The organism is Flavobacterium sp. ACN6 (genome assembly GCF_002304005.1).
In the GTDB taxonomy this organism is placed as follows: Bacteria; Bacteroidota; Bacteroidia; order Flavobacteriales; family Flavobacteriaceae; genus Flavobacterium.
This window is the reverse complement of sequence record NZ_MRCQ01000009.1, coordinates 169,430-184,618: the sequence shown is the minus strand read 5'-3', so window position 1 is coordinate 184,618 and position 15,189 is coordinate 169,430. Positions and strand designations below refer to the sequence as shown.

Annotated in this window: 18 protein-coding genes; 3 read left to right on the top strand and 15 right to left on the bottom strand. The window is 33.2% G+C overall.

Going from position 1 to position 15,189, the window contains the following annotated elements; all coding sequences use genetic code 11:
- Nucleotides 1–285: 285 nt before the first annotated feature.
- Both BSF42_RS15290 and BSF42_RS15285 read left to right on the top strand, forming a co-directional pair.
- Nucleotides 286–2,187 carry a S9 family peptidase gene (locus BSF42_RS15290; protein ID WP_095953953.1) on the top strand — a complete coding sequence of 634 codons (1,902 nt, stop codon included), beginning with the start codon at nt 286–288 and terminating at the stop codon, nt 2,185–2,187.
- 175 nt (nt 2,188–2,362) lie between these two features.
- Nucleotides 2,363–4,798 (top strand): hybrid sensor histidine kinase/response regulator, encoded by a 2,436-nt coding sequence (locus tag BSF42_RS15285; protein ID WP_095953952.1) that lies wholly within the window; start codon nt 2,363–2,365, stop codon nt 4,796–4,798.
- A 27-nt stretch (nt 4,799–4,825) separates the two neighbouring features.
- On the opposite strand, the gene BSF42_RS15280 is transcribed toward BSF42_RS15285, so the two are convergent.
- The 13 genes from BSF42_RS15280 to pdxA form a co-directional block, all read right to left on the bottom strand.
- Nucleotides 4,826–6,190, bottom strand: coding sequence for a sigma-54 dependent transcriptional regulator (locus BSF42_RS15280; protein WP_095953951.1), 1,365 nt, complete (start codon nt 6,188–6,190; stop codon nt 4,826–4,828).
- Nucleotides 6,191–6,318: 128 nt separating this feature from the next.
- A complete protein-coding gene (locus tag BSF42_RS15275; protein ID WP_095953950.1) occupies nt 6,319–6,612 on the bottom strand; it encodes a hypothetical protein in 294 nt (97 codons plus the stop codon).
- A gap of 14 nt (nt 6,613–6,626) precedes the next feature.
- On the bottom strand, nt 6,627–6,860 hold the full coding sequence (locus BSF42_RS15270) for a PepSY-like domain-containing protein (protein WP_371615968.1): 234 nt from the start codon (nt 6,858–6,860) through the stop codon (nt 6,627–6,629).
- Complete coding sequence (locus BSF42_RS22845) at nt 6,814–6,966, bottom strand: hypothetical protein (protein WP_371615949.1); 153 nt, start codon at nt 6,964–6,966, stop codon at nt 6,814–6,816. Before BSF42_RS22845 ends, BSF42_RS15270 begins: the two co-directional genes overlap by 47 nt.
- Entirely contained in the window at nt 6,938–7,228 is a 291-nt protein-coding gene (locus BSF42_RS15265) for a hypothetical protein (RefSeq protein ID WP_095953948.1), read from the bottom strand. Before BSF42_RS15265 ends, BSF42_RS22845 begins: the two co-directional genes overlap by 29 nt.
- Nucleotides 7,229–7,257: 29 nt before the next feature.
- Nucleotides 7,258–7,554, bottom strand: coding sequence for a hypothetical protein (locus BSF42_RS15260; protein WP_095953947.1), 297 nt, complete (start codon nt 7,552–7,554; stop codon nt 7,258–7,260).
- Nucleotides 7,555–7,627: 73 nt separating this feature from the next.
- Nucleotides 7,628–7,924, bottom strand: coding sequence for a hypothetical protein (locus BSF42_RS15255; protein ID WP_095953946.1), 297 nt, complete (start codon nt 7,922–7,924; stop codon nt 7,628–7,630).
- A gap of 377 nt (nt 7,925–8,301) precedes the next feature.
- The gene (gene accC, locus BSF42_RS15250; protein WP_095953945.1) at nt 8,302–9,648 is read right to left on the bottom strand and encodes an acetyl-CoA carboxylase biotin carboxylase subunit; all 1,347 of its coding nucleotides are present in this window, start codon (nt 9,646–9,648) and stop codon (nt 8,302–8,304) included.
- An 84-nt stretch (nt 9,649–9,732) separates the two neighbouring features.
- On the bottom strand, nt 9,733–10,218 hold the full coding sequence (gene accB / locus BSF42_RS15245) for an acetyl-CoA carboxylase biotin carboxyl carrier protein (protein WP_095953944.1): 486 nt from the start codon (nt 10,216–10,218) through the stop codon (nt 9,733–9,735).
- A gap of 23 nt (nt 10,219–10,241) precedes the next feature.
- Nucleotides 10,242–11,240, bottom strand: coding sequence for a beta-ketoacyl-ACP synthase III (locus BSF42_RS15240; RefSeq protein ID WP_095953943.1), 999 nt, complete (start codon nt 11,238–11,240; stop codon nt 10,242–10,244).
- Nucleotides 11,241–11,412: 172 nt separating this feature from the next.
- Nucleotides 11,413–11,607, bottom strand: coding sequence for a 50S ribosomal protein L32 (gene rpmF, locus BSF42_RS15235; RefSeq protein ID WP_031455170.1), 195 nt, complete (start codon nt 11,605–11,607; stop codon nt 11,413–11,415).
- Between the two features lie 9 nt (nt 11,608–11,616).
- On the bottom strand, nt 11,617–12,159 hold the full coding sequence (locus BSF42_RS15230; RefSeq protein WP_095953942.1) for a DUF177 domain-containing protein: 543 nt from the start codon (nt 12,157–12,159) through the stop codon (nt 11,617–11,619).
- 105 nt (nt 12,160–12,264) lie between these two features.
- The gene (gene pdxA, locus BSF42_RS15225) at nt 12,265–13,314 is read right to left on the bottom strand and encodes a 4-hydroxythreonine-4-phosphate dehydrogenase PdxA (RefSeq protein WP_095953941.1); all 1,050 of its coding nucleotides are present in this window, start codon (nt 13,312–13,314) and stop codon (nt 12,265–12,267) included.
- Between the two features lie 57 nt (nt 13,315–13,371).
- On the opposite strand from pdxA, the gene BSF42_RS15220 reads away from it, so the two are divergent.
- On the top strand, nt 13,372–13,962 hold the full coding sequence (locus tag BSF42_RS15220; RefSeq protein WP_095953940.1) for a riboflavin synthase: 591 nt from the start codon (nt 13,372–13,374) through the stop codon (nt 13,960–13,962).
- A gap of 32 nt (nt 13,963–13,994) precedes the next feature.
- Here BSF42_RS15220 and BSF42_RS15215 read toward each other — a convergent pair whose 3' ends face one another.
- Together BSF42_RS15215 and BSF42_RS15210 are read right to left on the bottom strand one after the other, a co-directional pair.
- Complete coding sequence (locus BSF42_RS15215; protein ID WP_141248464.1) at nt 13,995–14,351, bottom strand: hypothetical protein; 357 nt, start codon at nt 14,349–14,351, stop codon at nt 13,995–13,997.
- Between the two features lie 401 nt (nt 14,352–14,752).
- Nucleotides 14,753–15,172 (bottom strand): very short patch repair endonuclease, encoded by a 420-nt coding sequence (locus BSF42_RS15210; RefSeq protein WP_095953938.1) that lies wholly within the window; start codon nt 15,170–15,172, stop codon nt 14,753–14,755.
- Nucleotides 15,173–15,189: the final 17 nt, after the last annotated feature.

Genomic DNA, 15,189 nt, shown 5'->3' with positions numbered 1-15,189 from the left:
AATTGCTGTATGCCCTTCGACTTCGCTCAGGGTGATAAAACAATTATACTGTAAGAAATAGAATTTCACCTCACTTGTCAGGCTCAAACTGACAACATTGGAATTTGGAATTTCACCTCGCTGTCAGGCTGAGCGGAGTCGAAGCCCTTTACTACTTACTCTTCGACTTCTCTCAAACTGACAACATTGGAATTTGGAATTTCAAAATTGGAATTTGAATTTTAACAATTTATTGGATTTTAAATGTTGTATTTTTAGCGCCACAAAAAATAGAATAATTTGATTATGAAAAAAGTATTATTAACAACCTTAATAGTAATGAGTTTAAACGCTATCGGACAGAATGTTATGTCGCCAGAATTATTATGGAAATTAGGAAGAGTGACACCTCTTGGTATTTCTAAAGATGCGAAAAATGTTGTTTTTAAAGTTTCTACACCTTCTGTAGAAGAAAATAAATCGACTTCTAAAATTTACACAATTCCCGTAAACGGAGGAAATGCAACAGAAATTAAAGACACGAAAGACATCTTAGCGGACAAAAATATTTCTCCTGACGGAAAATATCTAGTGTATAATGAAGAAGTAAAAATCGATAAAGTTTTAGGAAAAGATTTTTATCCAAAACTAACTAAATCTGACGCTCAAATTTATGACGGATTAGATTACCGTCATTGGGATACTTGGAACGAAGGAAAATTTAACCATGTTTTTTATAAAGAAAATAAAGATAGCGCAAAAGGAATTGATATTTTAAAAGGTGAAACTTTTGATTCTCCTCAAAAACCTTTTGGCGGAGACGAAGATTATATTTGGTCGCCAGACAGCAAAAGTATTTTTTATGTTTGCAAGAAAAAAGCAGGAACTGCTTATGCGATTTCTACCAACACAGATATTTACGAATATAATTTAGAAACTCAAAAAACGACCAACAAAACAGATGGTAATTTAGGTTACGATACGGCACCGCAGTTTTCTCCAACTGGAAATTTATCTTGGCTGCAAATGAAACGTGACGGTTACGAGTCTGATAAAAACGACATTATTGTTGAATTTAAAGGAATCAAAACTAACTTAACGGCAAATTGGGACGGGACTGTAGATAATTTTATCTGGAGTAAAGATGGAAAAACGGTTTTCTTTGTTGCGCCAATTGATGGAACAAAGCAACTTTTCTCTGTTAATTTTCCAGGTTTAACAAAAATCGCTATTAATGTACGTCAATTGACAAATGGAGATTTTGACGTAAATGATTTAGTAGGTTTTTCTGGAGATGACATTATTGTTACAAGAAGTGATATGAATCATGCCGGTGAAATTTTCTCTTTTAATTTGAAGAAAAACACTTGGAAACAACTTTCAAATGTGAACACAGAAACATACAAATCTCTGACATTAAGTAAAACAGAAAAACGTTACGTTACTACTACTGATGGCAAAAAAATGCTGGTTTGGGTAATTCTTCCTCCAAATTTTGATGCTTCAAAAAAATATCCAACTTTATTATTCTGTCAAGGCGGACCGCAAAGTGCATTGACACAATCGTATTCTTTCCGTTGGAATTTCTCTTTAATGGCAGCAAAAGGTTATGTAGTTGTAGCGCCAAACCGTCGCGGAATGCCAGGACATGGTGTTGAATGGAACGAACAAATTAGTAAAGACTGGGGCGGACAAGTGATGGACGATTACCTTTCTGCTATCGATGATGTTGCCAAAGAAAGTTATGTTGACAAAAGCCGTTTAGGATGCGTTGGTGCTAGTTACGGAGGGTATTCTGTGTTTTATTTAGCTGGAATTCACAAAAACCGTTTCAAAACTTTTATCGCTCACGATGGTGTTTTCAACACTGTTAGTATGTTGGGAACGACGGAAGAAGTTTTCTTTAACAACTGGGATTTTGGCGGCCCATATTGGGAAAAAGATAATGCCGCAGCACAAAAAGCGTATACGACTTTTAACCCTGCGACATTGGTTCAAAACTGGAATAAACCAATTTTGATTTTCCAAGGAGGAAAAGATTTCCGTGTGCCAATCGGACAAGGACAGGAAGCTTTTCAAGCTGCCCAGTTAAGAGGAATTAAAAGCCGATTTGTCTATTTTCCAGACGAAAATCACTGGGTTTTAAAACCACAGAATGCTCAGGTTTGGCAGGGTGAATTCTTTAAATGGTTAGACGAGACTTTATAATTCATAGAAAGTACAAAATTACAGCTGTAGATTTTATATAATCTACGGCTGTTTTTATTTTTATACCTTACAATTATGTAACATATTGACTAAATTTACTTTTCTGTAAACAGATTTTTTTAGATAAATTGCAGGAGTTTACAATATCCCCAATTTACAAATCCTTCAGCAAAATATGGAAAGCAAAAGAAGTTACACCGCAGTCAAAGTTTTATTCAGCTATGTTGCATTATTGGCTTTGGTGGTAACCGTTGGATGGTTTCTATATTCTGAAAATGTTGTTTATAACAAACTGGAAGATAAGATTGCTTTTGAAAAAACTAAAATTCTAAGGGTTAGTAAACTTTTCTCCAATGTTTATAAAACCGAGAGTTTAGCAAGGCAGACTATTCAAAATAACTCTGAAAAAGATTTCAATAATTATTTGATAGAAACAGATTCGCTTCGTCTTCGCATCGATACTTTAAAACAAATTGTTACTACAGAATATCAAAAAGTACTTTTGGATAGTGTCACTTATCTTTTGTCTGAAAAGACAAAAAACATCAAGCAGTTAAAGGAAATAAAAAATAAAGCAGACGACGAAACTTCTGTAAATAATGCTATTGACGAAATCACGAAAATGGAGTTTAACCTTCGAAAACTCGAACTTCAGGATTTTACCAAAAACCCAAATCAATTGGGAAGTTACCAGCGTGGTGTTTTACAGCGATATGTAGATTATCTTAATCAAAACATTCCCGACGACAGCACCAATACATTGAGTAAAAAAGCTTCGGATTCTATTTTAGCCAATTCTAAAAAGCTGTTGAGTACCGTAAAAATGAAAGCTGAAAAGAAGAAAGAATCGTTGAATTTTGAAGAAAACAAACTGCTCCAAAACGAAATGGCGATCTCAGATCAGCTTCGAAAAGTACTTCGAATTATTGAGCGAGAAATCATCATCAATTCGATAAAAAACAATTCTTTAAAAGAAAAATCATTAAAAAGAGTCAACGAAATTGTAACCGCTTCGGCCGTTATTGGTTTACTGTTAACTGTATTTTTCTCTATTTTAATTGTGAGCGATTATTCAAAATCAAAAGCTTATAAAAAACAGCTGGAAATTGCCAATTTCAAAACAAAAAATCTGCTTAAAAGTCGTGAACAGTTAATTTCAACAGTAAGTCACGATTTAAAAACGCCTTTGAGCACTATTGTCGGCTATTCTGAACTTTTAGGAAATTCAGACGTTAATACCAAGCAGTCTTATTTCATTAAAAACATTAAAAATTCTTCTGAGTATATTACACAACTTGTTCAGGATTTACTGGATTTTTCTAAAATAGAGGCTGGAAAAATAGCAATCGAAAAAGTTCCTTTTTTACTTCCTGAAATTATTGAAGATGTTGCAAAGAATATTCAAACAGTTTACAAGCAAAAAAATATTGATCTTATTATTAATGTCGACGAGAAGTTCCAAAACCGTATTGTAGGCGATCCATTTAGACTAAGACAAATTCTAACCAATATTATTGGTAATGCTTATAAATTTACTGAAGAAGGACATATTAGAGTTGCCGCTTACGCGAATGAAGACCAGACTTTTACCATTTCTGTTCAAGACACTGGAATTGGTATTGAAAAAGGAAACCAAAAATTGGTTTTTGAAGAGTTTGCCCAAGCAAATGAGAACATTGAAAAGGAATATGGAGGAACTGGTTTAGGCTTATCAATCTGCCAGAAGATTATTTCTATTTTGGGCGGAAGTTTAAGCTTAGAAAGTATTTTTGGAAAAGGAAGCACCTTTAAAATTGAACTGCCATTATTATTTGATAATAGTCAGCCAAGTTCAACTGAAGTAAAAAACAAATCCTTAAAAAACACTAAAAAGCAGACTTTTATTGTTGTTGATGACGACATCAATCTTTTGAATTTGACGAGCGGGGTTTTAAAACAAGAACAGCATCAGGTTTTGTCATTTACAAACGCTTCTAAAGCTTTAGAAACAATGCAGCATACTGCTTTTGATTTTGTTATTAGCGATATTCAAATGCCAGAGATTGACGGATTTTTGTTTTTAGAAAAACTTCGTGAGCTTCCAGAAAACATATTCAAAAATCAGCCAGTGATTGCGCTGACGGGACGAACAGATTTAGATCTTTCGGTTTATAAAAATGCTGGTTTTACCACTGTTGTTAAAAAACCGTATTCACCAAAAATTTTATTGGAAACCATTCAGCAGATATTAGATCACGAAGAAATCCCTGCCACAGAATTTTCTGAAATTACAGAAGATCAATCTTCTCAAATGTATTCTTTAGATACATTAAAAGATTTTCTAGGTCATGATGAATCTGCTTTAAAAGAGGTTCTAAAATCTTTTATTGACAGCAGTGCAGATAATATAGAACTTTTGAAAACGGCAATACAAGAGAATAATCATGAAGAAATTAAATCGATTGCACATCGTATTGCACCGATGTTTAAACAAATTCAAGCAAATGAAATTGGTCAGATTTTAAAGAAGTTAGAAAAAGACGATTTGAATACCTTAGATTTAGACAGTATGTATACGGATTTAAAAGAAAAAATGAATGTTCTTTTTCAAGCATTAAAACAAGAAGTTTAAAAAAAAGTAAAGCATTTTAAAAATGCTTTACTCTATATTATATTGTTTCAATTTGTTGTAAAGTGTTTTTCTGGTAATTTTTAAAAGCTTTGCAGCTTCAGATTTATTATTCTGCGCTTTAGATAAAGCATGAATAATGGTTTCTTTTTCATTTTCAGATAATGAAAAAACTCCATTCTCAGCTGGCTGTTGTTTTTGAATCTGGAAAAATTCTGCTGGAAGGACATCGCTATCAATAAAATCACCGCGAGATAAAAGCGTCGCACGTTTTACACAGTTTTGTAATTCACGTAAATTCCCCGGCCAGTTGTAATTTTGAAAAATAGAAACTACCTCTGGAGAGAATCCGATAATATCTTTATTTAACTGCTGATTGGCTTTTTCAAGGAAATAATCTGCAAAAACCATTAAATCTTCGTCACGATCTTTTAAAGATGGAGACTGAATAGAGAATTCGTTGATTCTATGGTATAAATCTTCTCTGAAATCACCGTTTTTTACTGCTTCACGTAAATCTTCATTTGTAGCTGTAATAATGCGGATATCGACGTTTATTTCTTTATTGCTTCCAACGGGTTTAATTTTTCTTTCCTGAAGCGCCCTTAATAACTGAATTTGGTTTTCATACGAAAGGTTTCCAATTTCGTCCAAAAATAAAGTTCCTCCATTTGCCGCTTCAAAATAACCCATTTTATCACTAATCGCTCCCGTAAAAGACCCTTTTAAGTGACCAAAAAATTCACTTGCAGCCAATTCTTTTGGAATAGCACCACAATCAACCGCAATAAAATTGTTGTTTTTTCGCTGACTTTGCTGATGAATACTTTTAGCAATAATTTCTTTTCCAGTTCCGCTTTCGCCAATAATTAGAACAGACATATCCGTCGGACTTACTAATTCAATATGATCTAATAATTTTTTAGAAGCAATCGAAATTCCTCTAACAAATTCATTTTCCGTTGAAGTTGAAGCTGCTTTTTTTGCAGTTTTCTTTTTCGTTGGAACTTCAACTAGATCTTCCTCTTCTTCTTTTGGAGTTTGCAGTGCATTGGTAATAACCAATAAAACCTCATCTGGATTAAATGGTTTAGATATATAATCTGCTGCTCCATTTTTAATTGCCTTAACTGCAGTGTTTACATCAGAATAACCTGTCATTAAAATAACTGGAATATCAGGATATGAATCTTTAAATTCTGACATCAATGCAATACCGTCAAAATCAGGCAGACGAAGATCTGTTAAAATCAAATCAAAAGATTCGTTTTTAACCGCTGTACGTGCTTCTGCAGCAGAGAAAGCAATCGTTACATCGTACGCTTTTTTAACTAGAAATTTTTCTAATAATTTACAAAACGCGATGTCATCTTCTATCAATAATATCTTAGGCATTTGTGTTTAGGGAGTTTTTTGCTAAAATAAGACTATTAAAATTGGATTTTCACAAAATTATGCAAAAAAAAAGAGATTGCAAGCAGCAATCTCTTTTTCACCAAAAACATAAATCTAAATTCACCTAATTATATTTTCAACCAGTTACCATTGACATCTGAGTACACAGTAGCCTTTTGGTCTCCAACTGATATTTCGAGTTTATACTCTTTTTTTTCGTTAACAAATGCTTTATCCAGTTTTGCTCCCGGATAAGCTGTCTGCAAAGCTGTTTTTACAGCTGCAGGCACAGCATCTGCAGTAACCTCTGTGTATTCTGATTGAACCACAATAGTTTTAATATCTTCTGAAACTGGCAATATATTTGCCTGAATTGACATTGTTCCAAGAAGGATAACTGCTGATAAGATTAATTTTTTCATGATGCTGATTTTAATTATTTTTTGATGATGTTACCAGAAGCATCTGTAAAAATAGTATACTTCTTGTCTCCATTTGAAATTTCAAGTTTATACTCGTTTTTCTCGTTTTTATACGCTTTTTCAAGCTTAGTTTTCGGGAAAGATTTTTCAACTGTTGACTTCACTGCTGCCGGAACGGCATCTGCAGTTACTTCAGTAAATTCATCTTGAATAAGTACTGATTGAGAGATTGAAATTGCTGGCAGAATAGCGGCATTTACCGATAAACTTCCTAAAACAATCGCTGCTGATAAGACTAACTTTTTCATAATATTGTATTTTAAAATTATTTTTTAAGAATATTACCCGAAGCATCTGTATATACAATCGATTTTTCTTTTCGAACTGTTATCTCAATTTTGTACTCCTTTTTGTCGTTTACCCATGCTTTTTCAAGCACTACACCAGGATAAGCTTCGTCTAAGCCTTTTTTTACAGCTGCGGGCACTCCATCTACTTCTTTATATTCATCCTGGTCATTAACTGTCTGCACCATTAAATTGGTTACAGCAGCGGTTTCTGCGTGCATCGACAAACTGCCTAAAACAATCGCTGCCGATAAGATTAACTTTTTCATAGTAATAGTTTTTAAGGGTTAGTTTTAGATTATTTTTTAATCCAAGTTCCGTCTGCGTTAGCAAAAAGATTTCCTGTTTTATCTCCAACAGTTACTTCAAGCTTGTATTCAGATTTTGTGTTTTTAAATGCTTTAGTAAGCACAGCGTCTGGATATGCTTTTTTAAGAGCATCAGTTACAGCTACTGGAACTTCTTCTAATTTAACTTCTGTATATTCATCTTGAATAGAAATTGTTTTAACGATTGTATTTGAAATTGGCGAAGTTGAAGCAAATGATGTTAAACCTCCCAAAACGATTGCGGCTGATAAAAATAAATTTTTCATGATAGTTGTATTTTAATATTGTTAATTTGATCTTAGTATTCTTGATCTGGATTTTCACAAAATCTATATTAGATTATTTTTTAATCCAAGTTCCATCTGCATTAGCGAAAAGATTTCCAACTTTGTCACCTACAGTAACGTCAAGTTTGTACTCTGCTTTTTCGTTTTTATATGCTTTTGTAATTACAGCTTCTGGATATGCTTTTTTCAAAGATTCTGTAATAGCAGCTGGTAATTCTTCTAATTTGATTTCAGTGTATTCTTCTTCAACAGAAATCGTTTTTACGATTGTATTTGTTACTTGTGTAGTTGAAGCGAATGAAGTTAAACTTCCTAAGACAATTGCGGCTGATAAAAATAAATTTTTCATAACGTATATATTTTAATATTAATAGTTGTTTACGCTTTAGACAATGAAATTATTATGCCGTAATGAAAAAGATGCGTGCCAAACCCCGTAAACCCTTATTTTTAAAGGCTTTATTAAAATATGCCAAAAAATAAGAAAATTCAAAAAGTGTGTAAAAGGCGAAAAAGGTGTGTAATAAGTAAACACTTAAAGTGTAACCTTGAGGAAATATTCAATTTAAATCTCAATTTTTAACGTTCCAAATTCCAAAATTTAAGTTTGAGGTTTCAATTTCAGTATTGATACTTTTTGAATTGAAGTTTGGAATTTAAAATTTTGGAATTTTAAAAAACGGTTACAAAGAAAAAAGGCTGTCAAAAAATTGACAGCCTTTATAATTATTCTGGAGCATTCATTTTAAATGTATCCATAAATGCAGTTGTATAATCTCCTGCAATATATTTTGGATCGTCCATTAATTGTCTATGGAAAGGTATTGTAGTTTTTACACCTTCTATTACGAACTCATCTAAAGCTCTTCGCATTTTGCTGATAGCTTCTTCACGAGACTGCGCTGTCGTAATTAACTTTGCAATCATAGAATCGTAGTTTGGCGGAATACTATAACCTGAATATACGTGAGTATCTAAACGAACTCCGTGTCCTCCTGGCATATGAAGCGTAGTAATCTTTCCTGGTGAAGGGCGAAAATCGTTATAAGGATCTTCAGCATTAATACGACATTCGATAGCGTGTAATTCTGGAAGATAGTTTTTACCTGAAATCGGAATTCCAGCAGCAACCATAATCTGCTCACGGATCAAATCATAATCAATAACTTGTTCTGTGATCGGGTGTTCAACCTGAATACGAGTATTCATTTCCATGAAATAGAAGTTTCTGTGTTTGTCCACAAGAAATTCTACCGTTCCAGCTCCTTCGTATTTAATGAATTCAGCAGCTTTTACAGCAGCTTCTCCCATTCTTGTACGTAAGTCATCTGTCATGAAAGGTGAAGGTGTTTCTTCAGTAAGTTTTTGGTGACGACGTTGCACTGAGCAGTCTCTTTCAGAAAGGTGACATGCTTTTCCATAAGAATCTCCAACAACTTGAATTTCGATATGACGTGGTTCTTCAATAAGTTTCTCCATGTACATTCCGTCATTTCCAAATGCTGCAGCAGCTTCCTGACGCGCACTTTCCCAAGCTTTTAAAAGCTCATCTTCTTTCCAGATCGCACGCATTCCTTTTCCACCACCACCAGCAGTAGCTTTCATCATAACTGGGTAACCAATTTCTTTAGCTACTTTAAGTGCATGCTCATAAGAATCTAATAATCCGTCTGAACCTGGTACACATGGAACTCCTGCTGCTTTCATTGTAGCTTTTGCAGAAGCTTTATCACCCATTCTGTCAATCATTTCTGGAGCAGCACCGATGAATTTAATTCCGTGCTCTTGACAAATTTTAGAGAATTTAGCATTCTCAGAAAGAAAACCGTATCCTGGGTGTATTGCATCTGCATTTGTAATTTCTGCAGCTGCAATGATATTTGACATTTTCAAATACGATAAGTTACTCGGAGGAGGACCAATACAAACCGCTTCGTCAGCAAATTTAACGTGTAAACTTTCTGCATCGGCTGTAGAGTAAACTGCAACAGTTTTGATTCCCATTTCCTTACATGTACGAATTACACGAAGTGCAATTTCTCCTCTATTCGCAATTAATATTTTTTTAAACATCTTATTTATATTAAAAATTACAAATTCCAATCTCCAAATTCCAACAATTGGATTTTGTGATTTCTCTATTGGAATTTTTAAAAATTATGATGGATCAACTAAGAATAAAGGTTGGTCAAATTCTACAGGAGACATATCATCAACAAGAATTTTTACAATTTTACCAGAAATTTCAGATTCGATTTCGTTGAATAATTTCATTGCTTCAATTACACAAAGAACATCTCCTTTTGAAATAGTGCTTCCTACTTCTGTAAAAACAGATTTGTCTGGAGATGGTTTTCTATAAAAAGTACCAATGATTGGAGATTTTATAGTAATATATTTAGAATCGTTAGCAGCTGGTGCTTCTGGAGTTACATTTACAACTGTTGGAGCAGTAACTTGCGGCGCCGCTACTTGTGGTAAAGCTGCCTGAGTTGGTAATTGCTGCACGTAAGTTGCTTCAGTTACATTTGTTTCTAAAGTTGTTCTGATGGTGATTTTTACATCATCCATTTCTAACTTCACTTCTGCAACGCCCGAATTTGCAACAAATTTGATTAGGTTTTGAATTTCTTTTAAATCCATAATGATTCGTTTTTAGTTTTAATTTATTTCTTATCGTAAGCCCATTTTAAATAGATAGATCCCCAAGTGAATCCACCACCAAATGCAGCAAAGATAACATTATCTCCTTTTTTAAGCTTATCTTCAAAATCAGCCAATACTAATGGTAAAGTTCCAGAAGTCGTATTACCATATCTTTCAATATTTACCAATACCTTAGATTCATCTAATTCTAATCTTCCGGCAGTAGCATCAATAATACGTTTATTAGCTTGGTGTGGCACTAACCAGTCTACATCTTCATTTGTCAAATTATTTCTTTGCAAAATCAATTCGCTGGCATCGGCCATATTTGTAACAGCATATTTGAAAACAGTTTTCCCGTCTTGCATAATATTGTGCTGTCTGTTTTTTACAGTTTCTTCACTAGGCGGAATCAAAGAACCTCCGGCCGGAATTTTAAGGAAATCACGTCCTACACCATCACTTCTTAAATATTCATCCTGTAAACCTAAGCCTTCATAATTTGGTTCGAAAAGAACTGCACCAGCTCCATCCCCAAAAATAATACAAGTAGCTCTGTCTGTATAATCTACAATTGATGACATTTTATCTGCACCAATTAAAAGTACTTTTTTGTAACGTCCTGACTGAACATACGCTGCAGCAGTTGACATTCCGTATAAGAAACTTGAACAAGCAGCCTGCAAATCGTAAGCAAATGCATTTGTAGCTCCAATTTCTGTTGCAACATACACTCCAGTAGAAGCCACCATCATATCTGGTGTTGCTGTTGCCATTATAATCATATCAATCTCAAGAGGATCAATATTTGCTTTTGCAATTAAATCTTGTGCTGCTTTTATAGCAAGGTAAGATGTTCCTTTATCAGCATCTTTAAGAATTCTTCTTTCTTTAATTCCTGTTCGAGTGGTAATCCACTCGTCATTGGTATCAACCATTGTTTCTAAAACTTTGTTAGAAAGTACAAAGTCAGGAACGTAAGCGCCAACAGCGGTAATAGCGGCTGTGATTTTATTCATTATATTCTATTATTTCCTCTCAAATACTGCGATTTGAAAAATTTTTAAAAGACTTGAAAATTACAAAAAAAAACGAAGCGAATTTGTCTATATTTTCTTAAAAAACAAAAATTATAACCAACAAAAAAAACTCTCACTATGTGAGAGTTCTAGTATAATTTACAAAAACGTATTAAGCAACCGCTTCAGATTTATCGATAACAACTTGCCCTCTGTAGTACATTTTACCTTCATGCCAGTAAGCTCTGTGGTATAAATGTGCCTCACCTGTAATAGGACATGTAGCGATTTGAGCTACAGTAGCTTTATAATGTGTTCTTCTCTTATCTCTTCTTGTTTTCGAGATTTTTCTCTTAGGATGTGCCATTTTACTATATTATTTATCCGTTAATAGTTTCTTTAATTTTTCCCAACGCGGGTCAATATCTTCTTCTTTATTACTCTCTTCTTTTTGTTCTTTTACACTTAATTCATTCAATTTTGTTAAAGCTTCGGTTTGTAAAGTTCCGTCTTTAACTCCTGGATGAATTCTTTTAAGAGGCACCGAAAGTGCAATCATTTCATAAATGTATTGTGACACATCTAATTCATGTTCTCCGTGTGGCAAAATCAACAATTCTTCATTATCATTATTGAATTCATCTCCAAAGCGAACAATTAATTTCATTTTTCCTTTTATAGGAAGATCAAAATCTTCGCCTGTTAGATCACAAGGTACATTTACAGTTCCTTTGTGTTTGAATTCTAACTCTAACATGCTGCTTTTCTTTTCGAAAACCAAACTCACTTTAATATCTGAACTTTGAAACTCATCGTAATCAAAGTCCTTAAAGAACGTGTTATTTATCTGATACTCAAAATGGTGTTTTCCTAGTTTTAATCCTACGAAAGGAATTAAAAATTCTTTTGTTTTGCTCATTTCAACATCAATTTGATCAATTCAGTTCTAAAACTAGATGTCTGAATTGGGGTGCAAAGATATAAAATTATTATAAATCTAATAATCTTATTCACCTTTTTTTGTTTATAACTGTTTTTCTTTTATTTTAAGAGGTTTTTGACTAATCTCCTCATACTGATTACGAGAGCGAAAAATATCTATTGCAAGATAGACTGCCTCTGTAAATGAATTATAATCTGCCATATCTTTTCCAGCAATATCATAGGCTGTACCGTGATCTGGAGAAGTTCTAATCTTATCTAAACCCGCTGTATAATTAACTCCTTTTCCAAAAGATAATGTTTTAAACGGAATCAATCCTTGATCGTGGTACATTGCTACAATAGCATCATATTTTTCAAATTGACCGCTTCCAAAAAAACCATCAGCAGGAAATGGCCCAAAAACCATTGTTCCCGATTCGAAGATTTTTTTCAAAGTTGGTTTTAAAACCAAATCGTCTTCTTTTCCAATTACACCGCCATCACCAGCATGTGGATTCAGACCTAAAACTGCGATCTTCGGTTTCACAATACTAAAATCCTGAACCAAAGATTTTCTAATGGTTTCTATTTTCTTAGTAATTAATTCCTCCGTTAAATGAGAAGCGACTTCATTCAATGGCACATGATCTGTAATAAGACCAACTCTTAAATTATCCTGAACCATCATCATCAGCGCATTGCCTTCTAATTGCTGATCTAAATAATCGGTATGACCAGGGAATTTAAAATCCTCAGACTGTATATTATACTTATTAATTGGCGCTGTAACTAAAACATCTATTTCTCCATCTTTTAAGGCTTTTGTTGCCGCGGTGAAAGATTTTATAGCATACTCGCCTATTTTAGGATCATTAGCTCCATAATTTATATCTACTCCTTCTTTCCAAAGATTTAAAACATTTACTTTTCCAGGAATAACTTGATCTAATTTATCAACTCCGTGAAATTGAACTGTCGATGTAAAACTTTTTTTAACGAATGAAAGAATTTTAGCATTAGCAAAAATAACCGGCGTACACAATTCTAACATACGAGAATCTTCGAATGTTTTTAGTATAACTTCGCTTCCAATACCGTTTAAATCTCCTACTGAAATTCCAACAATTATATTTTCTGCTTTTTTATTCATGAGCTCAGTTTATTTATTACTAATTTTGATGTGCAAATTTAGTAAAATAAAACTACAATGTTCACAGGAATTATAGAAACACTCGGCAGGATTCACGAAATTCAAAAAGACCAAAATAATCTTCACATAACAGTTGACGCTTCGATCACTAACGAATTAAAAATTGACCAAAGCGTTTCGCATAACGGAATATGCTTAACAGTCGTAGCCATTAAAGATTCTCTTTATACTGTAACAGCGATAGATGAAACTATTTTAAAAACCAATATCGGCGATTGGAAAGCGGGTGAAGTAGTAAATTTAGAAAGAGGAATGAAACTTGGCGATCGTCTGGACGGGCATATTGTACAAGGGCACGTTGATCAAATCGGAACTTGTACTAAAATTGAAGAAGCCAACGGAAGCTGGAATTACACTTTTGAATATGACAAAAACCTAAATAATATTACAATAGAAAAAGGTTCTATTACAGTAAACGGCGTAAGTCTTACCGTTGTAAATTCTAAGGAAAATGAATTTAGCGTCTCAATTATTCCTTACACTTACGATCATACTAATTTTAAAGATTTCAAAGTAGGAACAAAAATCAACCTTGAATTTGATGTAGTTGGAAAATACATTTCAAGACTGTATTCGATAAACAAATAGTTACTTAAGTTTTCAAACAAAAAAGCTTCAAATTAATTTGAAGCTTTTTTTGTGTTTTTATATATTACGGTCGCTCCAAGAACTAAACCGCCTATTAATAGAATTAATATATTTTGATTTATTGGAAATCCTTCTCCTCCACTTCCAGGACTGTCTTCATCATCAAGATCAGTTGTGCCGGCGGTGCTGGCCATACGCGCAGTTGGCGGTGGGGGTGTACCTGCACACACAAACGAAATATTAAATAGTATTAACGCAACTGCTAAAAAGGGGGCTTTAAGATTTTTCATAAATTCAAGCTGTTGTAAACAGCAAGCTATAATTATTAACAAATTTACTTTAATAGAAATTTCGCACAAACGCTGTTTTATCTGCAAAATCTTGGACAAAAGTATAAGTTTTTTGAAGAAAAGCAACTTTTAAAACAAAAAACACACAACAAATTTTAACACTTTTTTTATTAAACAGCCGAATGCCTTTTTAGAAAACGTTGTAGCTCATAAAAACCTCATTTTCACTACTATTTAATTACTAAACAGCCTTATAAGAATTTCCTGATTTTAAAAAATAAACGAAACATTTAAACCAAACCAAAACATCTATTTACCAAAATACGAAAAAAAACAAGGTTTAGATTTTTACATTTTTTATCTTAAGTGACTAATAGATATTAAGTTACCATCTTTATCTAAAAAGCTGACAAATATTTACATTAAAAAGAAAGATCAAAAGATGAAGTATTAACTTCAAAACAGCTAAATTATTGTACAGAATTTACAGCAAAAAAAAATCAATTCTTTAAAAGAAGAATCGTCTCTTCAATTTTTGCAAGACAAAGATCTAGTTCTTTTTGAATCTGTTTACTCCAAAATCGTATAACAGTCCAATTTTGAGAAAGCAGATAAGCATTTACTTGTTCGTCCCGCCTCATATTTCTTTCAATTTTAGGAATCCAATATTCCCGATTTGATTTTATACGCAGTTGCTGCACTTCCCAATCTTTTCCATGGAAAAATTCGCTGTCGACGAAAATAGCAAGTTTGTATTTTGCAAAAGTTAGATCAGGTTTTCCAAATATCTTTTTATTGTTTTTTCGATATCGATAACCCAGTTTCCATAATGCCCTGGCAAGCCTTACTTCATCTTTTGTCTCGGTGCTTTTTATAGCCTGCATATTTTTTCTCCGCTGTTCGGGAGTTAAATTATCCATTACTCGTTAAGATTAAA